20 protein-coding genes are annotated in these 25431 nt (G+C 39.5%); 4 read left to right on the plus strand and 16 right to left on the minus strand.

What is annotated here, in order from left to right:
* Nucleotides 1–22 precede the first annotated feature (22 nt).
* Nucleotides 23–343, plus strand: coding sequence for a hypothetical protein (locus OQX62_RS15280; protein WP_265832451.1), 321 nt, complete (start codon nucleotides 23–25; stop codon nucleotides 341–343).
* A gap of 42 nt (nucleotides 344–385) precedes the next feature.
* Here the strand turns inward: OQX62_RS15280 and OQX62_RS15285 are convergent, their stop codons facing one another.
* The 8 genes from OQX62_RS15285 to OQX62_RS15320 all read right to left on the minus strand — a co-directional run bounded on the left by OQX62_RS15285 (nucleotide 386) and on the right by OQX62_RS15320 (nucleotide 9727).
* Nucleotides 386–1759 (minus strand): RagB/SusD family nutrient uptake outer membrane protein, encoded by a 1374-nt coding sequence (locus OQX62_RS15285; RefSeq protein ID WP_265832453.1) that lies wholly within the window; start codon nucleotides 1757–1759, stop codon nucleotides 386–388.
* A 16-nt stretch (nucleotides 1760–1775) separates the two neighbouring features.
* Nucleotides 1776–4982, minus strand: a complete 3207-nt coding sequence (locus OQX62_RS15290) for a SusC/RagA family TonB-linked outer membrane protein (RefSeq protein ID WP_265832454.1) — start codon at nucleotides 4980–4982, stop codon at nucleotides 1776–1778.
* Nucleotides 4983–5018: 36 nt separating this feature from the next.
* Complete coding sequence (locus tag OQX62_RS15295; RefSeq protein WP_265832455.1) at nucleotides 5019–6239, minus strand: TlpA family protein disulfide reductase; 1221 nt, start codon at nucleotides 6237–6239, stop codon at nucleotides 5019–5021.
* Nucleotides 6240–6912: 673 nt separating this feature from the next.
* Nucleotides 6913–7770 carry an ATP-grasp fold amidoligase family protein gene (locus tag OQX62_RS15300; protein WP_265832456.1) on the minus strand — a complete coding sequence of 286 codons (858 nt, stop codon included), beginning with the start codon at nucleotides 7768–7770 and terminating at the stop codon, nucleotides 6913–6915.
* 182 nt (nucleotides 7771–7952) lie between these two features.
* Nucleotides 7953–8273: a hypothetical protein gene (locus tag OQX62_RS15305; protein ID WP_265832457.1), complete on the minus strand. Its 321-nt coding sequence runs from the start codon at nucleotides 8271–8273 to the stop codon at nucleotides 7953–7955.
* Between the two features lie 8 nt (nucleotides 8274–8281).
* A complete protein-coding gene (locus tag OQX62_RS15310; protein ID WP_265832459.1) occupies nucleotides 8282–8533 on the minus strand; it encodes a hypothetical protein in 252 nt (83 codons plus the stop codon).
* A gap of 44 nt (nucleotides 8534–8577) precedes the next feature.
* Nucleotides 8578–9081 (minus strand): hypothetical protein, encoded by a 504-nt coding sequence (locus OQX62_RS15315; RefSeq protein ID WP_265832461.1) that lies wholly within the window; start codon nucleotides 9079–9081, stop codon nucleotides 8578–8580.
* Between the two features lie 187 nt (nucleotides 9082–9268).
* A complete protein-coding gene (locus OQX62_RS15320; protein ID WP_265832462.1) occupies nucleotides 9269–9727 on the minus strand; it encodes a GNAT family N-acetyltransferase in 459 nt (152 codons plus the stop codon).
* Between the two features lie 125 nt (nucleotides 9728–9852).
* On the opposite strand from OQX62_RS15320, the gene OQX62_RS15325 reads away from it, so the two are divergent.
* The gene (locus OQX62_RS15325; protein WP_265832463.1) at nucleotides 9853–11340 is read left to right on the plus strand and encodes a serine hydrolase domain-containing protein; all 1488 of its coding nucleotides are present in this window, start codon (nucleotides 9853–9855) and stop codon (nucleotides 11338–11340) included.
* Nucleotides 11341–11429: 89 nt separating this feature from the next.
* Here the strand turns inward: OQX62_RS15325 and OQX62_RS15330 are convergent, their stop codons facing one another.
* The 8 genes from OQX62_RS15330 to OQX62_RS15365 all read right to left on the minus strand — a co-directional run bounded on the left by OQX62_RS15330 (nucleotide 11430) and on the right by OQX62_RS15365 (nucleotide 23370).
* A complete protein-coding gene (locus tag OQX62_RS15330; RefSeq protein WP_265832464.1) occupies nucleotides 11430–12395 on the minus strand; it encodes an ADP-ribosylglycohydrolase family protein in 966 nt (321 codons plus the stop codon).
* A 203-nt stretch (nucleotides 12396–12598) separates the two neighbouring features.
* The gene (locus tag OQX62_RS15335) at nucleotides 12599–14059 is read right to left on the minus strand and encodes a TPM domain-containing protein (RefSeq protein WP_265832465.1); all 1461 of its coding nucleotides are present in this window, start codon (nucleotides 14057–14059) and stop codon (nucleotides 12599–12601) included.
* A 21-nt stretch (nucleotides 14060–14080) separates the two neighbouring features.
* A complete protein-coding gene (locus tag OQX62_RS15340; RefSeq protein WP_265832466.1) occupies nucleotides 14081–15034 on the minus strand; it encodes a hypothetical protein in 954 nt (317 codons plus the stop codon).
* A 14-nt stretch (nucleotides 15035–15048) separates the two neighbouring features.
* Nucleotides 15049–17964, minus strand: coding sequence for a hypothetical protein (locus tag OQX62_RS15345; protein WP_265832467.1), 2916 nt, complete (start codon nucleotides 17962–17964; stop codon nucleotides 15049–15051).
* 11 nt (nucleotides 17965–17975) lie between these two features.
* The gene (locus tag OQX62_RS15350; protein WP_265832468.1) at nucleotides 17976–18452 is read right to left on the minus strand and encodes a DUF4280 domain-containing protein; all 477 of its coding nucleotides are present in this window, start codon (nucleotides 18450–18452) and stop codon (nucleotides 17976–17978) included.
* 5 nt (nucleotides 18453–18457) lie between these two features.
* Nucleotides 18458–19426, minus strand: coding sequence for a hypothetical protein (locus tag OQX62_RS15355; protein ID WP_265832469.1), 969 nt, complete (start codon nucleotides 19424–19426; stop codon nucleotides 18458–18460).
* 17 nt (nucleotides 19427–19443) lie between these two features.
* A complete protein-coding gene (locus OQX62_RS15360) occupies nucleotides 19444–21252 on the minus strand; it encodes a type VI secretion system Vgr family protein (RefSeq protein ID WP_265832470.1) in 1809 nt (602 codons plus the stop codon).
* 372 nt (nucleotides 21253–21624) lie between these two features.
* A complete protein-coding gene (locus OQX62_RS15365; RefSeq protein WP_265832471.1) occupies nucleotides 21625–23370 on the minus strand; it encodes a patatin-like phospholipase family protein in 1746 nt (581 codons plus the stop codon).
* Nucleotides 23371–23650: 280 nt separating this feature from the next.
* Here OQX62_RS15365 and OQX62_RS15370 point away from each other — a divergent pair, with 280 nt between their 5' ends.
* Nucleotides 23651–24070: a response regulator gene (locus OQX62_RS15370; RefSeq protein WP_265832472.1), complete on the plus strand. Its 420-nt coding sequence runs from the start codon at nucleotides 23651–23653 to the stop codon at nucleotides 24068–24070.
* Nucleotides 24071–24267: 197 nt separating this feature from the next.
* A complete protein-coding gene (locus OQX62_RS15375; RefSeq protein WP_265832473.1) occupies nucleotides 24268–25395 on the plus strand; it encodes a GAF domain-containing protein in 1128 nt (375 codons plus the stop codon).
* Nucleotides 25396–25431: the final 36 nt, after the last annotated feature.

Here is a 25431-nt window from a genome sequence, read left to right on the forward strand (position 1 = left end):
GTACTAATTAAATATAAATACCATGAAAAATCTAATTAGAAACTTAAAAACCTACGGGTTGCTGACTATCCTGATGGTTGGCGGATTAATAATTGCTTTTAGCGCTTTTAAAGCGAAGGAAGTGAAAAGGATTGATCAGGTATATTACTTTGATAGTAATAATGCCAACCAAGCTAATGATCCTGAGCATTGGAAGCTGGTGGATCCCGGACTTCCTTCATGCGGCACAACAGGTTCGATCCCATGTACAATTACCGTTCCGTCAGGTCAGACTTTAGAAGATTACCTCAGTCCAAGGTCAGCTAAGGACGTATTAGATGATGCATCTTCAAGAAGAGACTAATCGTTGATTATCCCCCAGCCCTTCGCAGGGCCGAGGGATAATTTATCTTTTATTCTGCTCCATACCTGATATTGCAATAACATCCTCCGGTATTGGAAGAACAAATCGCAGATCATTTGCAGGAAGAATATATTCTTTGTGATGATAGATTCTTTTCAAGCTGATACCAGCACCCTCTTTATTCAGTCGTCTGATATCCAACCATCGCAGTCCCCTCATAATTAGCTCCATTCGTCTTTGTTTTAATATCAAAGACAAAGCTGCTTGTTCACTATCAGCATTTTGTGACACGTAAGTCTTAGTCTTATCCCAACGCTTTAACAAGAGTTCATTTAATACATTCATACTCTGCGAAATCTGATTTGCACGTGCAAGACATTCGGCCTTAATCAGATAAATTTCATTTAAAGCAACACCGGAAAAGTGCCCGTCACTACCTGTATAACTTCCCTTGAAATTATAGTATCCATTTGCGTTTGGCGTAAAGAATAGATCTTTACGTAAATCACCTGTTTCAAATGAATTATAAAGTACGGTTGGAATGTTGATTTTTGTGGGATTTAAAATACTACTAGATTTTAAATATCTAACATAGATGGTCTCTTTATTTTGATTGATAGTAATTGGATATTTTAGCTTAAGATCCAGGTCATTAAAATCCATTAATCCATCGCTTAATAACGAACAGGAGTCAGCATATAAATATGCTTGCGGATAATTACGCATTGCCAGATATGCTCTGGCCAATAAACCGTAAGCAGCTGCCTTGGAAGGACGATGTTTAGAAAGAGATACAACTGGTAATTTCGCAGCTGCTGCTATCAAATCAGAAATAATCTGATCATACGTTTGCTGCACACTTGAACGCTTGCTTATTTCATTAAAATCAGTACTCATCCTCAACGGCAATCCTAAGTCTGTTGATGCGGAAGCCTGATCAAATAAAGGGCACCATATAATAGCTGCATCAAGGAGGTTATTGCCTCTGATAAATAAAGCCTGACCTTTTACATTATCCCATGTCAATGAATTGTTGTGACTCCGGGGAATTTTTCCCAGTCCAATTAATACTGTATTAGCTGTATAGATAGAATTGTAAACGTACCTCCAGCTATTATAAGTATCCGTGGAAAAAATATAATCCTTTTCCCAAATATTCATTCTTCTTTCATAGTCATCTGTTAAGGCATCAAATTCTTCATCCGTTAGTACATAATCATCTGCACTAATTTCAGCAGCTGATATGCCTGATGAATTTATAGTTCCAACATTATCCATCAACGCTTGAAAATCTTCTAATTCAGTAGGTACTGCAAGCTTACCATTTGTTTTTTCTTCAAGATATTTTTTACAGCCAAGCAGGCCGATACAACAGATGAAACAAATCACTGCCAGTTTTTTATTTAGATTGATCATAATTATTATTTTTTACTCAATTCATATCTGCTCTGATCCCTAATGAGAAAGTCCGTGATGGCTTCAATGCATTCTCTCCTAAATAATCGGGATCAGTTTTTTCTTTATTTGCCGTCCATATTAGCCCTACATTAGCTATGTTAGCATATAGCGAGATGCTTTTTACCGGCAAAAATTTATACTTATTTTTATTCATTTGATAGGCGAAATTTATATACTGTAGTCTGATATGATCGCCTTTCCTTACCAACACCTCAGAACCTTTATAGAAATTATCCCTTGCATTTGTTCCCGGGTAGATCATTGAAGGAATGTCTGTATTCAATTCATCCCCCGGATGCTGCCAACGATTTCGATAATCTGCGTGTCCTCTTCCAGACGAAAAGAGATCATTATATAATATTGTTCGTTTTCTGAAATAGTAGCCCATCTTGAACATAAAGCGTGCAGATAAGCTGAAATCTTTATAAATTAGTGTGTTCCCTAAAGAACCATAAAATGTTGGTACGGCAGAGCCATGATAATTCAAATCGTTATAAGTTATATTGCTACCTGTCAGCTTACTATAGTTGGTACTTAGTTCTCCATTCAGATATCCCTGAGGATTGCCGGTTAAATGATCCAGTCCACCCCATTTGTATGAATAAATGCCATATGCAGGATTACCCACCACACCTGTAATTGCAGCATTATTAGTTAAGACTGCTGAAACTGATTGAGAATTATTTAAATAACTTACAACTATATCCCTGAAATAACTTAAGTTAAGATTAGTTGACCACCTAAATTCTTGTATAGTCAGATTACTACTGTTCAGTTCAAGGTCTATTCCATTTCCTTTTGTACTTGCCGCGTTCTTTAAAATAGTAGAACCAATCCCTCCCGTATAGTCTATTTCAGCGTAACCGAATAGATCAGTCCCCTTTTTATGGAAGTATTCAATACTTCCTGTAAGTCTGCTATTTTTAGTAGTAAAGTCCACACCAATATTGAGCATACCCAGGCGCTCCCATTTAAGCGCAGGATTATAATAGTTATTAAATACTGCGTATGGAGCAGGCGTATGTATTGACGTACCAGCATACCTTATTGTAGTCACCGCAGTCATTGACTGATCAATGTTACCGCTAAAGCCATAAGTAGCACGCAGCCTTAAATAGGAAAAGACATTGTTTTCTAAAAAACTCTCCTTGCTTAGATCCCACGACAGGCCGGCAGACCAGAAAGGATTCCATTGATCATTCGTATCTAAGCCAAATAGGTTAGAAGCATCTCTCCTGGCACTGGCAGAGACGGTATACTTACCATCATAAGTGTAAGAGCCATTAGCGAAAGCCGATACAAAACGGTTTGCATTTTTTTGAAATGACCTCCCATCTTCAATATAACCAGATGCGCCAGTTATAAATGACGGATAAGTAGTCAGATAATCTACATTACCATACGTCAATATTTCTCCATTATAGCCATAAGTCCTGTTTTGTTCTACATTACTTTTTGCTTCACGTCTTTCAGCCCCGGCAATGAAATTTATTTCATGGCCGTTCCAGCTATTATTGTAATTTAACTGGCCTCTCAGATTATTTGATTCCATGAAGGCGTTAGACACGTCCAGAATTCCACCTTTGGGTATAATGTATTTAATCGGCTGTCCAACCGGAAGCTGTGTATATTGATTGATTAAATCCCTGGCAAAAAAACTCTGCTCATCCCGCAAATTTTTAATATCTGTGTATTGCCTTTCGTATTGATATTTCAGATCTGCACTAATGCCCTTAAAAATTTGGTAGCTGGCACCCGCATTAATCAAAATATCACTGAGAGATTGAATATTGCTCATGTGTTTATAATCTTCTAAGGGATAATATTTCCAGTCGAGTAGTTTACCATTCCCGGCTGTTTCGATGTATCCTGTGCGGTAAAGTTTCATTATAGAAAGCGGGTTGCCGAAATCATCAGCAAATCTTGCATAAGGATAAAGTACACTACGGGAGAGTATGGATCCATAACCAGGCCTGCCACTTGTATTTCTGCTTTGGGTATAGAGTAGTCCCACCGACAGGTCGAGATCTTTCACCGGTTGATAACTATGCTTTAAATGGGCAGTAAATCGGTTATATCTATCATTAAGCGTAGAATAATTACGATCATAACCTGTAGAGATATTCCATTTATGTTTTTTCTCTCCTCCTTTAATATTTAATGCATATTGCTGATTGAGCCCAGCTGCGTACATATATTTATTATATTCATTTCTGATATCAATTGCGCTGAATTGTAACTTAGCAGCGTCATAAGAAGCTTGCGAAAGCTGATTATTTTGTTTTTGAAGTAGCAATTCAACGATAGGTGTTTGTCCAGGTTTGTTTGCGGCATTGAATTCAGCAGTATATTTACCTTTACTGAACAAAAACTCCTCGACTTCTATAAAATCAGGGGATGACATTTGTTTTATATAAAAAAGGTCTGGTTTTGCTATAATGGTAGCATTTATATTAAAATCTATCTTTACAGCTTCATTAAAATTGCTTTTTTTAGTTGTTATTACAATAACCCCATTCCCAGCCCTTGCTCCCCATATTGAACTTGCAGCGGCATCTTTCAATATGGTGACACTTTCAACATCATTTGGATTAAGGTTGTCAAGACTTCCCTCATAGGGAAAATTATCAAGGACAATCAATGGACCTTTTGGTCCTCGTATAGTTCCCAATCCCCTTACCATCAGCAATCCGGAAGCCGAGGTAGTCCTATCAGTAAAAAGCCCGTTTGCTACTCCCTCTAATCGGCTTAAGACTGTTACGCCTACCTGTTCATTGAATTTTTTGGTTCCTATTGTACTAAAGGAACCAGTAAGTCTTTCTTTTGGGAGTTTTTGATAACCAGAAGAGACAATATTAACTTCTTCCAGATGTTGATTTAACGGCTCCAGCACCACAAGTAATTGCTTATTATCCAGAGCATTCACCGTTAATATTTTTGTGACATAGCCTACATGGGAAAATTTCAGAGTATATCTCTGTGCTTTAGTATAAATGACAAAATAACCTTCACTATTGGGCATTGCTGTCAGGGAAATACCGACTCCTTCGACACTAACTCCGTATAATGGACTTGAATCTGTAGCAGAAATTACTCTACCTGTAAGTTTGTATTGCGCCAGTACATTTAGGGAAGCGAAAACACATAGAAGGTTAAAAGATAAAATTTTTAAGTTGATCATTAGCTGAATTATTTGAGTTGGTTAATTTATAAATGACTAAATCTTATCACGCAATACATACATATCTATGTTCCTTATTGTCGGGACAAGCTTAAGTCCGTATGATAATAGTTGGTTTGCCAGAATTTCTAAATTTTTGCAATTATCAAGTGAGATATCAATGTTATTTTGATATCCGGTCTCATCTACTATTGGTAGATTAATGAATGGCAGTTCATCCATTTTGATAATCAGATTGTAGATTGGTCCATTAGTTAATTTTAAATTGTAAGTATTAAATAATGAATTCCTTTTGTTCCCACCTTTAGTCTTCAAACGGTCAGTATTGCCCACATACTTTAGTACAAAACATTTAACTTTTCTCTTCTCTATACTTGCAAAATAGGCTGTAGATTTGTTTAAGTTATCGAGAAGCCCTCTGAGAAGCTGGTCTTGATGTATTTCCGCATTATTGCAGATATACGTATAGTTATCCTGTTTAATTTCGTTTAGTCCGGTAAAAAAACTTGCAGAATCTTTAAGTAAAATCACCTGTCTTTTGTAAGACAGGTGCTGTTTTCTAAGCCGAAATAAATGACTTATTGCATATTGATACATTTGATACAATTGCATATTACTTAGCACAAATCCACTTTTCTTTCCACCTCGATTTTCGAATGCATTTACCCCAGAACCTAATCCCGAATAATGCCCTTTAAAAAGTAGCGAGTAATGGCTAATTTCATGGTGATTCAGTAAATTCGTATCTAAGAATAATGGTTTGTCAGCTTTAAGATCTTTCTTATGATCAACATTAAGTTTCCCTGTTTTTAATACCAGATTAATATTCTCTGGAGTGACATCTTCTCCGGTAGTAGCGCCGATCAAGTGACCACCACCATCCAGCCATACATAATGCGGTATATAAATATGAGGATACATCTTTCTATAGATCGTATCGTCAGTAATCACCGGGATTAGCGAAGGAAAATCTTTGTAGATATTTTCAAGAAATGGAATTGCTTTAGCTTTCTTTTCCGAGGTGATCTTAACAAACTGCACTTTTCCCGCAAATTCTTTTTGCAGCAACTCCAGTTTAGGGAACGCTGCAATACAAGGAGTACAAGAGGTAGCCCAGAAGTCCAGAATAACGAGTTTAGCTTTATAACCAGCTAGACTGGCATTCACGACGGTGGTTTGTGTATTTTGGGATTGGGCGCCAACTTTAAAAAAAAAGCAAAGCGTGGCCATGACGATTGACATCGTTATTTTTTTCATAAAACTAAGGTTAGTTGATTAGTAAATTTTTAACAAAGCGTGGCCATTACGAATTTTATCGTTTGTTCAAAAAATCGTAATGATGAGATATTAATCAGGCGGTTTAGCTATTTTCTGGTAGCATTCAGCTAATGGTTTTAGTGGGATTTTCGGGCATACCATATCTGTACCAGTGCTGGTACATTTTGGGAAAAGGAAGAATGACAGGTATGCGCTCGTTTTCATATTTAAAATGATTTGACGAGTCTTTAAAGAAAAAACGGAACGGGCCCTATCTTTCACTGCTGTAGGGTACTACCACTAGGACCTGACGCAGTTTCCAATAGGAACCCGTTTCCATTATCGCGCAATATACGCAATTACAGATTCGGGTTCTCTCCTATTGTCCTTCGCGTCGATAAAAAGTGGTAGTTTTTACAACGAAGACTCTTGAAAATTATCCAAATGCACTTTTATGTGCTATATCTTATTTATCTTATATGTATTTTGTACTTCATTCAACTAATATAAGTCTATTATCATTAGATTAGCAATTTAATTTCAAATAGTTTTCAACATATAATTTTTAAAGAAATAGAAATGTGGGTTTACGTAATTGAAAACCATAATGTGGCATCATTTGTTAGTCAATTTTGACGATCTTAATGACGACTTCAATGAAGATCTCCAAATGTTATATGAGTCCCGGACAGTATTTATCCCAGTAAGCAAGCAACAACTTTTTACCATATGGTGTAAAACCCTTGCCGATGGAAGGGGTAGGTGTAAATTCACCAAATACAGGCCCCTTATTCGTGGCAAAAAAATCAAGCCGCACAAAGATGCCATAAGCTTTACTCAACTTCTTTGCATGCGAAAGCATCTCATTAAAACATAAAGGAGGCTGAAGCTCTTCCTTACCGGGGTATTTAAAATGTATCTTCTTCATCTTTTGCCAGTTTTCATTATAAAAACGGCTATATCCGAGTTTAGGACTTACTCTATCAATCACTGCTATAGAAGCAATCACACCACGGAAGCACAAAAATTTGTAATCATTAGGAATGGTATACTCCCCTGCTTCTGTCTGTACAAATTCCTCGAAAAGAAATTCCAGATGAGAAACATTGTTAATCGCTTTCTTTAAATCCTGTTTAATCTCATCTGGAGTATATGTCTTGTTGTCAAAAAGGTTTAAGCCATTTTTCATTAAGTACACCAAATTAGCGGAATGGCCAATAGTAGGCCGGATTACATACTGTGCAGGTAAAGATGAAAAGTCGATCGAGTCAATATCCCTGCCTTTCCAATAAAGATCCGGCACCTGACAGCCTTGCATCTTAGCAAATTCTCTTGCATTAAATTTGTTTGACAGTTTTCTTTGCCAGTTAGGTACGTCCATCCACTTCTCTAAAGGATCCATTTTATCCATTTTATCATTCCTGACGTCCTCAGCAAGTGGATCCGACCAGAATATTTTATGTCGCGCTCGTATACGTGCCGGGAATTCTCCTGAGTCCCGCACCATTTTGTAGATGTTCTTCAATATCATGTGATTGCTCTATTTGGTTAATATCTGATCAAACCCTAAAAAGAGACGCTATCTGAAAAAGTTTGGATAATTTAACTTTTAGCCAAATATGGCCCATCTGTCACATGGCAAAGATGACCATCTAGTTTAAGCTTGGCCAGTCATCACTTTAGGGTAGCCGTAAAAACCGTCATTTTTAAATTTTAAGCCACAAATAGCAGAAGTAAAATGGTCAGTGTACAGATAAAACCAAAAAAGCCAAATACAAACCAATTGATGTAAGGATTTATACGGATCAACAGCTGGTAAGGGTTCACCATGTGCAAACCTTTTTCACGGGCACCGGTGATGATTCTGTCGAATATGTACGAGACCAGAAAGGTGCCCATAAAATAACTGCCAAACACAATTAGCGGTATGTTGATTTTTAGCAGCTTCTCCTGATCATTGTCATAGCATATGCTGACAACAGCACCAATCATAATTAATAATCCTGCCAGGGAAAAAATAAGCTTCCGGTTCATTGTATATTTTATTTATTGTTTCTAATTAATTCAGTATGTAGGTCAAAACAATCGACTAATCCCTTTCTCCATAAGAAGCATGTCATAAAGAAAATTGTTTGATCAATTTCGATGCAAATTCTGAGAACTGTACTTCCACCCTCACCGGGCGATATGACATACATATCCTCCCTCAGCTTTTTTAGCTTCATTGTCACGTCCACCCCGTTATCTTCCGGATCGAATGCTATCAGGTTTATACCTTCTTCAATTTTATCCATACATGTTTTGTTTAAAATTATATCTTCTTCGGGTGAACTGATTTTTATCTTAATAAGCTATCGAGTTTTGTATAAGGTTTAATTATGGCATTGTCTTCAACTGTACTGTAATAAACATGATTTCTATTTACATTTAACAGGGGTTTCGGGTGCCGGGTTAAAAATACGATCAGTGTATCTGAAGGATTTGCGGAGTAATTCTTTTCAGATATTCCTGCATATTGTAATAAGCTGCCTTTTACCAACCCTCCCTTATAGCTTTTTAAAACCCTGCCGGAAAATATTTTCGTCGTCCCCCTTACAGCGTATACTTGCATAAGCTCTAGGGATACGATAGTTGTTGCGGCTGATTTAAGCTCAAGAATAAAGGATTGCGGAGGATCGAATTCTTTTGATTTGCTTGTAACATGATTCCTGATAAGCAACTCATTATTTGATTCCTGATTTTTTTCAGGTTTACACCCCGGGCATAAAACAAGTAATATACAAGCGATAAAAAAGCTCATTAGCAGATATACAGAAAAATTTAACCTTGCTTTGAAAGCCATTGTTTTAAATTTTACGAATAAATATTGATGATCACCAATCTTACTGAGGTAACAACAACAAATTCCTGACAATGTTTACCATTTTAGGCAACGCTTTGTTTTTCAAAGAATTGCCCTGAAAAACAGCTGTGAGTATTCGTGAGGTATAGTCTGAGTGCTAAATGCAGCTCTTTCGTAACAATAGCATTTATTTTGATCGACCGGCTAATCCATTTCTGATCCAGTCCTGATAGCTCAGTTCAAACTTAATTTCTCCATTGGGATAACTTCCAACATTTTTCCATCCCTGTAATGCATAGAAACGTTCTGCGCGGGTGCCGGGACTTGTTCCCAAAAAAACAGTATCTTTAGTTTGCTCAAAATACCACTCAATCATCAAGCGATGCAGTTCTTTACCCGCACCTCTCTCTGCATGCTCCGGATCAACAAATAGTGCCCATACACTTTTATGCTGCAGATCTACAATAGCAAACCCCGCAACTCTGCCATTGATCTCACATACCCATCCTCTTCCTCTTATTGTAATGTATTTAGCAACGTCTTTGTCAGTAACCAGATCTGGATTGCTGAGCATATTTTCTTTGACCAGATGTCTCACAACTTGCATCTGTGCGATGTCAGTTGTTTCTGCTGTTCTAAATTCCATTAAATAATTAATTTTTGGGCTGCCATTTCTAAAAACGATGATAAGGTATCAAAAACTTAACAAATTCTATCTTTCTCTGTAACCTATTTCCGTCAGGAGCGTCAATAGGATATAATATAAAACAGATGAACCTAAAAAATACTGCTTTCACTTTACTGCTTTTTGGCTTAAATCCGATCTTTTCTATAGCACAGCAATTAAACACCGCCGACAGTGTAGACCTATTTTTAAAGCAAAAAATGCAGGAAAGACATATCCCCGCATTGCAGGTAGCAGTCGTCCGCGAGGGAAAGATTATTAAAAATACTACCTATGGAATTGCCAATCTTGAAAATAATATCATAGCAAAACCTGAAAGCATATTTTCAGTAAATTCAATTACCAAAGCTTTTGTCGGCGTAGCTATTATGCAGTTAGCCGAAGAGGGCAAGCTCAAAATCACCCATCCTTTATCTCTTTATTTGGATAGCTTGCCGACAGCCTGGCAAAAGATCACACTACAGCAGGTCTTAACACATACCTCCGGCCTGCCGGATATTTTAGATGCAGAAGAACAGGTAATGGGGCACGGAGACGAGAACCTGGCCTTGGATGAAGTAAAAAAGTTGCCGGTTGAATTTGAGGCGGGCGACAAATTCCGTTATAACCAAACGGGTTATGTGTTACTGGGACAAATCATCACTAAATTAAGTGGTATGCATTTTACTCAATTTATAGAAAACAGGCAATTCAAAATTGCAGGAATGAAATTGACGCGCTTTGGTGATTCTTATGACGTGATACCTGATTATGCTGGTGCCTATACGATGAACAGGCAGGTGGGAAACCGTTTTATAAAAAACAAAATTCCAGGCATTGGCTATATGCAGTTTCCTGTGTTTTTTAGAACAGCAGCGGGTATTTTATCTACTTCAACGGATATGGCCAACTGGATCATTGCATTAGAGTCTGGAAAGCTGTTAAAAAACAAAGCCAGTATCGACAGCATGTGGACGCCTGCTGTCTTAAATAATGGCAAAATTGATGGTTTCAACAAACTGAATAATGGCTATGGTTTAGGCTGGCCTACTGTAACACGTGCAGATCACCCTGCTGTTGGACCTGTAGGTGGCGGCAGATCAGCACTATTCATTTATTTAAAAGATGATCTTTCTATAATCGTCCTTTCCAATTTAATGGGTTCCAATCCTGAACAGTTTATAGATGAAATAGCAGGTTATTATATTCCAGATATGCACACCGCTAATGGTTTTGGTTTATCAATTGCCCTGACTAAATTACGAACTGAACTATTGAAACAAGGATTTTCAAATGCTGATCGGGTTGCAGCAAGCTTGTTAAAGAAAGATACCGTACTGAAATTTGATGAAGACGAACTGAACGATTGGGGATATCAACTGCTCAGTCAGAAAAAACCAAAAGAAGCTTTATCTATTTTTACGCTAAATACAAAGCTGTTTCCCAAAAGTTCGAATACGTATGACAGTCTGGGAGAAATGCTGGAATTAGAGGGCAATAACAAAAATGCCCTCCTGAATTATAGAAAATCTCTGTCGCTTAATCCGGGAAATCAACATGCTGCTAATCGGATAAAAATACTGTCTAAAAACTAATTCGTCTGGAATCAAATCCCTAAAAAATAGGGTAAGCTTCATCATTCGTTTGTTTTATACTGACAGCAAACGAATGATGAAATTGAATATTAAACGTCAGACATAGACAATGAAGGAATCTGAAAATTCTGTACACGATCTGCCAGCTCTTCGATATCCTTCACCCTTGCCAGTTCATTAAGCCATTCTTTTGGTATACTTTGATAGCTATACAGCAGCCCGGCCAGCCCCCCTGTAACAGCCGCAGTAGTATCAGTATCCAAACCCAGGTTCACAGCCTTCAGCACTGCGTCGGCATAAGTACTGGTAGTTAAAAGACACCAGATACTTGCTTCCAACGTATGAACCACATAACCGCTGCTATGGATGTCTTTTTCAGCGAGTGTATAAATATCTCCTTTTAATAAACGGTCTAAATGTTCAATTTCCTGCTGATCTACATTGATTGAGGCCAGGAATCTGAAAACGGATTGTTTAAGGTTATCATAAATAGTGAAGATATCCGTCCCGTCAATCAGGCCCAGCGCATATTCCACATAATAAAAACACGAAATAACAGAACGGATGTGCCTGTGTGTTAATGATGAAACCTGTTGTACTATTCTGTATCGTTCTTCAACAGGTTTATCTTTCAGGAAGATAGCCAACGGAAGAATTCTCATCAGTGAGCCGTTACCATTGTCATCTTCCCCATTCCCGCCCGCTAACTCCGGATGCACGCCATTCGCCAGATTCCTGATCGCTTTTTGTGTAGCAATGCCTACATCAAAGAGCTTACCACCATGCGTCCAATAATCATCATTTAACCAGCTCACAAAATTATCGGCAACATTCATCAACTGAAAGGGTTTAGTTAATGCTTCTGCCAAACAAAAGGTTAAAGACGAATCGTCAGAAAAAGTTCCTTTAGGAACATCATGAGAGCCATACTCCAGCATGCCTGAAACCGGAGTTACTGAAAGAATTTCTCTGGACAAAAATTCAACAGGTACTCCTAGTGCGTCTCCTGTTGCTACTCCTAATAAAATATCTTTAGTGATGTTTTTTTGTATCATAATTTGGTTCGAGGCTGATGAGTTAATAATTATACATATTTTTCTATTCTTATAGATCTACTTTAATATATATATGATAGAATTGCAAAATAAGGCAATAACCGCACATTTTATAAAAAAAATATACATAATTTAATTTTACTGACAAATTTATTAATTTAGTCAGTACAGCTTTTTAACGCCATTCTAATGCAGGAGCTATATTACCAGTTACTACCTGAACCTGCACCACCGGAACTGCCTCCTCCCCAGCTACCGCCGGAAGATGAACTTCCGGAACCGGAAGAACTACTGCCGGAACTACTACGCGAATTACTACCATTATTTGTGGTAAAAGTGCCGGAAAGTTTTTTTGCGAGGGTAAAATCCTGATTGAACACCGCTGCGCAATTACGACATACATAATCGTTATATCCAGAACCCGCATGGCGTGTGCTTGCTTTTATTTCCACGGTTCGTTTCACACGAACAGCCGTATAGTTCTTACACTTCTTACAAAAACATACCTTATCGCCAGCTTCCGTGTAAGGTAGCTTCACAACAAAATCATTCTGATCACATTGCCAGATGTCATAAGTCAAACCGCCCAATTTTTCTTCCAGCTGTTCTGTTTCTGACAGCAATGCATTTCGGTCTTTTTTAACAAGCCACATCACTCCTTTGCATTGATCCGCCTTAAAAGGTGCATAACGAATGGCACTTAACTGGTTACGGACAGATAAATAGTGAAATAGTAATACAGGAAACGGAAATAACAGCACATAAATACCATCGTCTGTTGTAGCATCCCGGAGAGCCTCATAGCTTTTATTTCTGCCGGTTCCGGAAGTTTTTTTAATCCCTTTTCGCTGGCGTACGGGAATGTTATAACTATAATAAATTGCCCAGCACAGGTATATGAGTAGTAATACAACCCAATAATTGATTTTTACCGGGCTAAATGCAGCGAGTAAGACCACCAGCAGCATCGGGCCGAAAATCATGAATAAGCGCAATAATAAGGGTGACTGTTTAAACATTCCTTTTTTTGGCGTGAAGGCCGCATAAAAAGAAATAGCAATAAGGTAAACAACCAATAGCAGGATCACAAAAATAAGGCGTGGATCCTGCTGGTCCGCAGCCCCGGCATTATCACTTTCAGCACCGGCGCTTGCCACCTGCTGATCATACTCCGTAAATGTGGCAGCAATACGCACCACTCCTTCAAGAACGGCGGCATCATAATTACCCGTTTTCAGCGCGGGTATCATAACCTCCTGCTGTATCCGCTGAGTTATAATGTCAGGTAAAATACCTTCCAGCCCGTAGCCTATTTCAAACTCTATCCTACGCTGGTCTTTTACAAGCAGGATCAAAAGCCCGTTGTTAGTGACCTGATCACCCAATCCCCATTTTCTGAACAGCTGGGTAGCAATATCTTTTGGCACCGCGCGACCAATAGAACTAACCAGCACCACAGCAACCTGGGCTTTTTTTTCGCGGTTAAGCTGCGCCAGAATACTGTCCGTTTTGTGAATGGTTTCCGGTCGAAGGAACGCAGCAGCATCACTTACATAACTATTACCCTGTGTTTTAGGATTGGGGATACTGTCTAAAACTGAAGCTGCATAACCTGTAAAAGACAATGAAACAAGCAGTAGCAGTAATGAAAAATACTTTTTCAAGAGAATGGCGTCAGGGTATTATTAATGGATCAGTTCAAGTTTATTACTACCTGCCTTTTTATGGAGATAGTAAAAATAGTATTCTGTGTATTCCTCACCCTGTGCATCGGTTACATCAGCACGTAATGCAGGCTGCCCCGCATAAGGATAATCAATCCGCTCCAAAGTAACCAGTCGACCTTTACCGTAAAACTTCAGCTTATAGTTTTCTATGGGTTCCATTTCGAGTTTCTTCGCATGCAGAATGCTGCTGTAAGTGTCCCACTGCTTTTTCGTCCCCTCCTGATCTAAGAACAGGGCCTGCGCATAATCTTTTTCTTTCTGATAGACCAGATTGCTGAGGCGCACGGAATCTTTGGTGGTAACAATATCCCCAAATTCTTTATAAGCTGCAAGGATCTCTTTTAGTAATGCATCAGGATCTTCTTTACGCAAATCCTGACTTTCGGACCAGCCCGTGATGTCATAAGGCACCTGAATATCAAACACGCCTTCAAATATGGCTACAGGTTGACCAGCCTGTTTAAAATTTTGTTGCTTAGCGGAAATATTAACGAGTGATACTGGGGGAACTACTTTTTCCACAGCGTATCCCCTGTACCTGAAACCCTCAATATTGATATCTACTAATACATTTTCAGAAAGGGCTGTTGCAGGCTGCCCGTCCTTATATCCAGGATATAAAATAAGTTTGTAGGTCTGTTTACCGGATTTAAGGATAACGTTATTGATGGGTGAAGTGGTATTGAAGGTACCGCTTGATTCTTCGAGATACTGTACAATCGGCACATCGTTGATCAGGAGACTGAAATTGCAGGCACCTACCTGTACATTAGCTCTGTAATTTGTATTCTGGTCTTTAAACTGTACTTCTTTATATAAATCTGGTATGGATGGGTTGTTCATCTTTTTATTGTTTTGTGCACATGACAGTAATGAGCTGCCTAATAGTAAATAAACGAATATTCTCTTCATTTTTGATGTTGTGATTAATCCGGATAAAAATGGATTGTTCCCAATTCTACTTCGTCCTGTTTATCAATAGCCTGCCATTTGATACCTTGTTCTAATTCACCTTTGGCCAGACTGGCATCTTTGGGCTGTACAGCTGTAGATGCAGCTGCGCCTGGTTCAGGCTGACGCTTTGGAATCTTCCCTGATATACTTCCCTGTATCTTCGCCTTTCCTACGATTTCAAGCCCTTCGAATGTACTGTAAAATTTGGTATAAAAACCTTTTTCGTCAGAATCTACTATCGCCCTTGCAGATACTTTTGCGGAAGCTTTCATACTTGCATCCACCCCCCCCTGCACCTTCACAAAAAGATAATCCTGCTCCACTTGTACATTAATCTGAATGAGTAAACTCAGCTCAAGGTCACCGGTAAAAGTGATACCGGGTTTATTATTAGCCTTCCTGTCTTTTGGGCTCAGCGAATTTTCACCCGTAAGTGTGTTTAAAAAGCCTTCCAGCTTTCCGCCCACACTACCGGTAGCACGAAGTTCACAGGTAATGGCATTATCTTCACTTAATGCACTCAGCGCTACATCAACTATAGCTACAACGGCCAGTGCAATAGGATGTGCACGTTGCACCAATGCCAGAAAATCCAGGAATACGGATACCGAAATCAGCGGTTTGGCTTCAATGCTACCAGTAAGCAAAATACCTGTCTGATTTTTTACGGCATCGGCCTGTTTGGAACTGGTATTCACCCTGCTCCAGCCCACTGCAACATTTATGCTGGGCCATTCTACTTCCATTCCTATAACATCTCTTTTCAGCTTGGGGAATTTTTTGTGGGTTCGGCGCTGCAGGTTGGCTACGTCTTTCGCGGCCTTCCGATATTCAGGACTATCTTTGTCTTTATCCCATAATGTCCTCAGCTTATCCTGATAATATCGTTCCTGCCTTTCTGCCTCTAGATCATTGCGCTCATTTTTTAGCTTATCGGCTTCAAATCTACGTTTCAGCTCATCCATCTTACGCCTTTGGGAGGCTGTAGGCTGAGCAGCATTTGGATCCTGACCATTCCTGGAACCCGATAGAATACTTTTCACAATGTCCACTACAGCAATCAGCTTTTCAAATTTAGTTTCGATGCTTTCCCAGACTTTCTCAGTCAGGTCTACCTTCTCGCCACCATCCCATTTGGCATGCAATGCGAGAGTCAGCTCCCTGTCGCCAACGCTTTTAAACTTTTTCTTCTTGTCTGCGGCCGACTGGTTATAGGTCGCAGAAGTCACTAAAGTCTTTTTAATCTTGGTATTTTTAAATTCCAGTGCCAGTTCCCATACTACGTCCGGATAAGGATAAATTTTGATCTGCTGGTCATGGCGACAAGTGCTTGCCGAAATAATATAGGGCTTCCCCGCTACACGGTTTGACATCCAGAAATACCTCAAAATCCATGGCATCTCTATGTTCGTGAGCAGTATGGGCGACCTGTCATATATGAACCTGGAATTAAAACTAATCTCATAATCAGTATGACTTAATACCTCCAATACGGAATCGGCACCCCAGATTTTGGTGGTACTACTACCTGCACCAAAAATACTAAAGCCTCCCTTGGTACTATTTTCCCAGGGACTTTTGACTTCTTTTTCAGCTTTTTTAATGTTTTTCGCATCTCCCCGCGCTTCAGGAAAGCTGAGCAGTTTCAGCACATTTCCCTTATGCTTCTGGCCTGCAGGTCTGGAGCAATCGCTCTCCAATGTTGACAGATCACTGAGTTGAAGGGTAATCTTTTTAAGCCCCTGGGTTTCACCCGTCACCACTTCAAAATGTCTGAGCGTCCGTAAACTGGCAACATCCTGTTTATAAAGAAAGATCGCCTTTTCTATGTCCTTCCCGGTTGTTTCATCTTTTTCAGGTATGCGAAGTACTACAGCAGTATACTTACAGGGTGCAAAAGCATTAATTTCTGTAGGAACCTCATCTACCAGTACCGGTGTATTCCCGGTCATACTAAGTGCAGAATTATTGGCTGCCTCACCTTCAACTTCGATGAAGATTTTTTTATTGACAGTTTCAACACTGTTACCCGGAATCCTTATCCTGGAATAGATTTCGAGCGTTTTGCCAATCTGTTTCCATACGGGATCTATATAAACATCAAATACAGCTTTTTGCACAAAATAATCACTCTGCTCATTTCCTGCCTGATTATTAGTCTGGTTGGTCATCGTATCCTTCACCAGGATCAGCCCTTTCTCATCACCAAGCATTTTATAGGCCCTTACTTCGGCGGTAAAAAAGGAGGATAACATCTGGGCGCCACGATTATAAACATTCAGTGCATCATCTCTGATTAAGCCATTGTCCATCAGTCCAACATTAATATCACGACCAAATAATCCCTGCGTATATACATGCAATTGTACGGTGTCGTTGAATTTCTTTACACTTCCATTAATGATTTTACCTTCGTATGTCGGACTGTATTCACGCCATACCATATCCAGTATTTTTGCTTCGCCTTTAGCAGAAATATAATAACCGTTTGGAATTTTGTTGGTCGGTTGATATCCGCCAATAAATGGTTCCAGCCAGGCTAGACCACCGCCTTCAAGGACTTTTGGGAATCGTAAACTCAACTTATTGCCAGTGAGACCGGCATTTTTACTCCGGCTTTCAAGGTTGCTGTTACTAATTGTAGACCAAACCCAGTCCGTATCTGCTACTGGTGCCTCTTTAGGTACTACTGGCTCAGCAGGTTTAACACCTTTTTTCTTAGGTCTTGCTTTCGCTGTTATAATAATTTCATTCGGATCATATACGTCTTCTTCAGTTACCTCAACAGTAAACATCCCTGCTTCCTGAAGTATAACCAGATGATTGCTGGCATTTACAGATCCATTGCCCGAATTGATAGTTACCTTTACATCCTTAATTTTACGCATTTTGCTTATATTTAGTCTGCTCGTTCAAGCATAAAATTTAAATATTCATCATCCATCTTTGCCACGTTGATCATTGGATTAAGATTGGAGGACACGTCAGGATCTGCTTTGTCGGCACTTTTACTGGAAACTGCTGCTGTTTGCCCATGAAAAGTAAATTCGACACAGGGATCACCAGCAACCGAGCAGATCGCTTTGCTATCTTCCAGCAATAATTTCCCGCCATTATCAAGCACCACGTTCTCGTAAAATTTTGTCCATTTGGTAATAGCGGGCTTGCAGGGATTATTGTTCATCTTTTTACAGCTGCCGAAAGTTTTCGCCTCGAAGGGCTGACCAATATCTTTGGTATTGCCCAGTGGCTTTTCACTGCCTTGTTCATCATTAATGAAATGTTTTTTCTGCGAAATAACTTTAAATTTATCAGGTGCAGTTCCGTATTTACACATACAGATCCCACCCTGGCATACCAGATGTTTCTCACTCATAATTATCAATTAAAAAAAGAGAAAAAACCACTGCGTTTTTTCACGTTTGTATGTTCTTCGGTTTTATTTTCTGCTACAGGCAACAAGAACTCCCCGGCTATGTCTTTCTCCCGCAAATGATAAATCTGCAGATTTACCTGCCTTAGTCTATCGCCAAAATCGACGTTCACATTTCCGGTAATGGAATTGATAGTGCCATCTTTTGTATAAATGGAATACTTTAAGTGCAGCGTACCTGTAAGTGGCGTATGAATATTCATTAGTTCGGCAGACATCGCAACAGGCCTTCCGGCAGCAATATCTTCTGCACTGCGACTATCCACGCAGATTCCCTGCCTGATAAAACTCACTGTACCGTTATCAGTAATACTGTCATCAAAAATCTGCCGTATTTTATATTGTAATGGCTGCTGGTAAGGCATAACAGAAAATGGAATATCGAACTGGTCTACCCCGATTTTGCGATGAACCGCAAGCACGTCTGCAAAATAAAGTGACATAAACTGGTCTCTTACCAGGGATGTGAGAAAATGGCGACTGTTATTTAACGCACCATCCATACTGCGGATTACCTGTTCTGCCTTGTCTCCTTTGTAATACCTCAAAAGTTCTTGCTTCAGTTCCTTCCAGCGTTCCAGTATGGCTTTGATGTTGTGGACACCTTTAAACACACCATTCATATCAGTCAGCACATTCAGTGGATAAAGTACTTTGCCACAGGCCGCATTCAGCTGATCAATCATCAGATCGGGCATTTTATGGTCGATATAAATATCCTTTTTAACCACCTCAAATAACAGGTAGCCTTCATGGGGACTGTTTAGTAATTTAACAGTGAGCTCATAGTGTATTTCCAGCTTCTTATCGCCGTCAGCAGTATTAAAAACTACACCATAAGTCCTGTTCAGGTTTGAAGGACGATAATTTAGCGTATTGCTCAGCACATGACCGTGGTGATTAAAAGGCAGTTCCATTTGCTGTCAGGTTAGAATTAAAAAAGCTTGTTTTTTTCTACACTCTTTGATACCACAGACTTACCGGAATACATGGTCAGATTCTCTACTTTACTATTGATCGTAACTACATCTGCAGTCTTCTCAACTTTTTTGGCTGTACTGATAATATCGAGATCTGCACGCTCTTCAATATTCTGAGCGAGCAAGGTAGATTGTTTACCTACAGTGGTTTTATTATTCTGAGAGATCTGGCTGTTCATGTCTTTACCCACGTTTACATTCATGTTCTCCTGTACAAGTATCTCCAGATTTTTCGCATTGAAAGTCATGGTCTCTATCGCCGTAACCGTAATATTATTGTTCTTGGTATCGATGTGAATGATATTGTTATGATGGTCCGTAATCTTAATGCCCTGCGTAGCTTCTTCATCGTCAAATTCAATAATGTGGCCGCTTCGCGTAGAAATTCTCTTGATATGGTTCTGCGCAAAACCTCCCGCACCAGTGCTGCCCTGGAAAATACTGCCCATCACAAATGGCCTGTTAGGGTCATTATACCTGAAACCCACAATCACCTGATCGCCCGTTTCCGGGATAAAAACCTGCCCCCTGTTCTGTGTAAGCACATTGCTGCCTCCTGCATCGGGCGTCAGCACACGGATCCAGTCGGTCGTACTGTTATTCTTTTGCCAGAGCATCTGTACTTTTACACGGCCCTGATTTTTAGGGTCCTTGTTATCAGTCACAGTGGCAATCTGCGACTCTGCTACCGGCGCCACGACATTAGCTACAGGGATTACTTTCACATCTGCTGGGATACCTTTAAAGTTATTCGTATAACGACCCAGACCGTCTATATAATGCGTAATCTCTGTGATAAGATATTTATCTACAGATTCTTTTTTAAAACTATCCAGACCATCCTTTAAGGAAACATGTATATCAGCAATGCTGCCAATAGCCAGGGCAGCAAGGGTACTCTGTCCTGCTACATCAGTAAGGCCGGCAATTACGCCTGCCTGGTGATTTTTGATAAAGGTAGAAAGCTGTGATTTATTCTCTGGCCTTGGTTTTACCGGCAGGTTTGGTTTGCTATTAAACAATTCCCTGGAACGGCTGCTTGCTACGGCAGCATACCCGTTGGCAGGTTCATTATCCGTACTGGTATGTTCATCAATCAGCAGGTCCTCGTTAGATTTATAGCTGTAATAAGAAAACTGGGTCGGGAGGACACGCAACGAGGAGTTTAACAACGATAAGTTCTGTCCCAGCACAAGAGATACTTCAGTCTGACTCCCGGGTTTCCCAAAGCACAGGGAAGTACCATCATAATAAAACCACTCTCCATATTCTGTGGCCAACCGGTTCAGAAATGCAAAATCACTTTCTTTGAATTGCGTCTGATAAGTGATCACTCCTTTAAAAATCGTATTAGCTTTTAATTCGGCGTAACCAGACAATGCGGGACTGGCTACCTTTGCCGCAATATCCTGCAGGTTCATATCACTGAAGGAAGTAATTGCAGCACCACCTTCCATAAGGATGGTGCAGGAATAACCGCTCACTACAATGTTTGACCGGAGACCATGATTCTGTACTAATCCAACTTCACAGACTATTCCCCGAAAGTTATTCTTTCCGTTATCAAAGCTGGAGATCAGCACAGCCCCAACCCATTTCTGGGCTTCATTCAGCTTGTGTGATCCGGATTGTTCAATGGCATCGTAGTTAACAGTAAGTTCAAAACTATGATGTTCATTAAATTTCTGTGAAAGCGTGAAAGAATTAAAATGCAGCACCTGCTCGCCATCAATTTCGATCTGGATATTTGTTCTCAGTTCCATGAATTATAAATTGTATTGAAAAATTGTACCACCATTATCTGTATGTGTTACAAATCGAAAACTATATTTGAACAGGGAATTACCTGCCGGAGTGCAGGACTGAAATGAACAAGTGCTTTTTGCTTTGGAAGCCATAAGTGTTGTTTATTATGTTGAAATAAATACAAGTCCTAACAACAATACTGCCAGATTTGTGTCTGAAATAGCAAAAATACAATGGCAACTCTTTGGAGATTCAAAAAAAGCAAGTTTAATCAGGAAATTTTATTATTCGTCGTTATTTAGCTATTATTTGCAGTAGATCTTTTCCGCTAAGAGAAATTTAAAACAGACAAATGTCCCTATTTTTGGATAATCCACTGTACAGCAATACTAACACGGATTAACTTGTGTGATTACCGGCAACATAAAATAAGGATCCTCATTGAACTTTTTCCAGTCGGCAGCCATCGTATTTTTAAGTGCTGTTAAGTCCTCTCCAAATGGCAGAGCTTCTCCCATTGGTGATGCTTTGCTGATTTTCTCAAGCCTGATTAAATATTTAAGCAAATTATAACAAGTAGTAAACTGCCCCGTGGCAATAATCGTTTCCCTGAGCTGCTGATCAGGGTTGTTGAGATCAAACCAAAGTGTAGTGGGGACCAGCCTTGCTCTTTCTGCTACTTTTTTAAGTGCAGTGGATGGTGCAGGGATCTGATTATCCTCGGCATCATTAAGACTATCAAAGCCCATCACCTGCACCAGATCTTTATCTGCAGAGGCCTTCTGTTTCACCAAACTCAAATCATAAATGGCATTGCTGATAAAAAGACCAGACAGATCCGGATCACGATATACCATATTATAGTAATGGCGCCTGATCTGCTTCAGATAGATATCATTTGCCAGCAGTAATACCGACTTTAAGCGGGCCATAATCATAAACTTTAAAACGTTCATCTTTAGTCGCGTGAAATAACCGCCGTATTTAAGGAGCACGATCAGCCAGGTATCATTATCCCGTTTGGCTTTTTTACCGGCAGCCGCAAAGTGGATGCTGAGATAGAGCCATACACCTAAAGACAGCGCCACTGGAATCACGGGCAAATACATCCAGTCTCTCCAGTAAGGCGTAAAATAAAGGGCAACCAACACTAGGAAAAAGCATCCTGCAACAAATAATGCACGTTTAATAAATAACGGACTTATTCCAGTATTTCCTGAGCCGGCGAGGTCATCATCTTCAGGAAGATCAAAACCATCCATAAAATAGCTGGTCACATCCGTAGCGATAATGAGATCAAATGTAGGCCGGTTATTTTTTTGTCTCCGTTTATTGGCCAGGAGCACGCTCTCTATGGCCTGGTTATCGGCGATGCCTCCATCCATCAGGAAAAATCTTGTCGTTTTCTCCTGCTCCTCTTCCTTTTGAGGTGGATTAAAGGGATTGTTCTTATACTGCATGGCGCGCAACAGCACATTAGTATTCAGCTCTTTATGGGTAAAATCTTCCGGAAAAAGAAAAGGCTCAAACCCACCCGGGAAACAGGATGAACAGGCCAGCAGGTCGCTAAGTTTCATCAATCCGGCAACCTCCAGCTGATCTCTCTTAAAATTAATATAGTTATTGCCCACTCTGCCTTTTGGGAACGAGGGATTACCATGCTGGCTCTGAAAGCGGAAGCTGATGCCATTGGTAAATTCCGTGGCATTCACCGTAATTTCATCTAAATGTGTATATTTTATATTTTCTGACAACTCACCAAACGTCTTTCCCCCTAACATATTTGCTTCGTCATATGCCATCGAAAAAGCATTAATCAGATTGATGCTTTTATCCTTACGCTTTTGCCACAATTGATTGTCATTAAGAATTTCAAATACGCGTCCAAGCAATTTCTCCCCTTCCATCGCACAAAAAATCTTTTTATAAATGATATTGAAAGGCTCATCAGCACATAAGCCAGCAGTATACATTAAATTGGTAATGCTGCCGCCCGAAGTGGAACCAATAAACTTTACCTGCTCCAATAATGGCTGATCCAGGTAAGGAATGTGATCAAGATAAGACAAGGTGCCTAAGGAGAACGCCGCAGCCCTGAAACCACCTCCGGAAAAAGCAAGTGCTATATTCTTCATATCTCTTTTAATTATTGTTTATAAAAATCAGCGATGCCCCAGAACTAATTTAATTAAAATACTGTAAATCAGTGCACAAAATAAATAATCTATTTATGATCCGTATGTTAATTTCAACTGGGGGGTTGTCCTCCGCAACAACAACTGAAACTTATGGTCTTCTTAGCGCAATACGTTAAATATCCTGTTAGGGATATAAATCAAACAATTATAAAAACAGGTTGTTAGGCATCATGTCCCCACACCACGGGGCACTCAGATAAGCCTTAACTGAAAAATTATGAAATCTACGTTCCAGCTGCTGGTCATTGATGACGATGCTATTAACATATTCATTATTAAAAAACTAATTGAAAAGACAGGTTACCTGTTAGAAATTATTTCTATGTCTAACGGCGAACTTGCCATTGAACACCTCAAAAAACAAAATAGCCAAAATCTGGCGCTGCCTGATTTAATCTTTCTGGATATCAATATGCCCATCATGACAGGCTGGGAATTCCTTGTGGAATATGAAAAGTTAGGTATAGAAAAGATGATACCGGTTTATATGCTGTCCTCATCTATATTCCAGAATGATATTGATAAGGCCCGGACTTTTCCTAATGTAAAAGATTTCATGTCTAAACCAATGTCAAATCATCAGCTCATTAATATTTTCGATAGCATGGGTCTTACACTCCCAGAAGTAACAGAATAATTACAAATGTTAAATCCACGCTTAAAAGCCTAAAATTCAACTGTACGGTACAAAACACACTGATAAATTAGTGTGTTCATCCAAATTGGATGAAAAGATTTAGTTACTGTTAAAGCATGAATGTTACCCTTTTCAGCTAAGTTTCCCTTAACTAACCAAATGTTAATTCCATTGTTTATCTTTCATATAAGGTTATTATGGAAGAACAGGGGACATTAAAAGCAGTACAGGATTTCATGGCCCTGGATTTAAACGATCAGGACCTGAAAGACACTATCTCAATTGCATCAAAAGTATTCAACGCTCCAATTTCCATGGTCACGCTGATAGATGATGATACCGTTTATATTCGTGTAAAACAGGGTACTAAACTTGAATCATATCCGCGCAAATTGTCCTTTTGTACTCAGGTTATTAAAAGCAACCGGCTTTTTGTAGTGGGCGATGTTACGCCGAGCAGAGCACAGTCAGAATCTATAGAATTTACTGACATACCATTAATCAGATTTTATGCCGGCGCCCCGTTGATTACCAGCCAGGGCCATCGGATAGGCACACTGTGTGTAGTGGATGATAAACCCCGTACGGTTAGCGGTCAGCAAAAACTAATGCTGAAGATACTTTCCAGACATGTCATGAGCGTGATGGAGGCTAAGATTCGCCATAAAGAGCTTACCGCGAGTTATGAACTGCTTAACTGTGAAAGAGAGAAAGGACGTAAAAATGAGATCAAACTAAGGTCTCTTTTTGAAAGCATGACTGATGTATATGTTTACCTGGGAATTGATGGTAATATCATTGATTTTAACCGCTCGGCTTTTTCGCATATTGAAGAGCATACCGGCAAGAAAATGAATTATGGCTCATTTACGGCAGACTATTTAACTGAAGCAGATAATCTGGCATTCATGACTAATTTCAATTACGCACTGAAAGGAGAAAGAAGACAGTTGGAAATGCGTACTTACGGAGATCCGGAAAACCGGATCTGGTGGGATGCGTTGTTTGAACCGGTATCTGGTACAAATGGTGAGATCATGGGTGTATCATTTACTGCGCGCAACATCACGAAACGCAAAACCGATGAAGAAAAGATTATCGCACAAAATCGCCTGCTTACACAAATAGCTGAAATTCATTCTCATGAATACCGGGGACCAGTATGTTCTATTTTAGGCATGATGTACTTAATAGAACAAGAGAAATATGAGGTTGATAAGGAGTATTTAGAGATGCTGCATGTGGCAGTCAAAAATTTGGACGAGAAAACAAAAAGAGTTATTTTGCTGATTAACGACCTCAGATCTCTGGAGGCAGACCAATAAAAAACCCGGCAATTTCTTACCGGGTTTACATAAAAA

It is taken from the genome of Pedobacter sp. MR2016-24 (assembly GCF_026239655.1).
GTDB lineage: Bacteria > Bacteroidota > Bacteroidia > Sphingobacteriales > Sphingobacteriaceae > Pedobacter.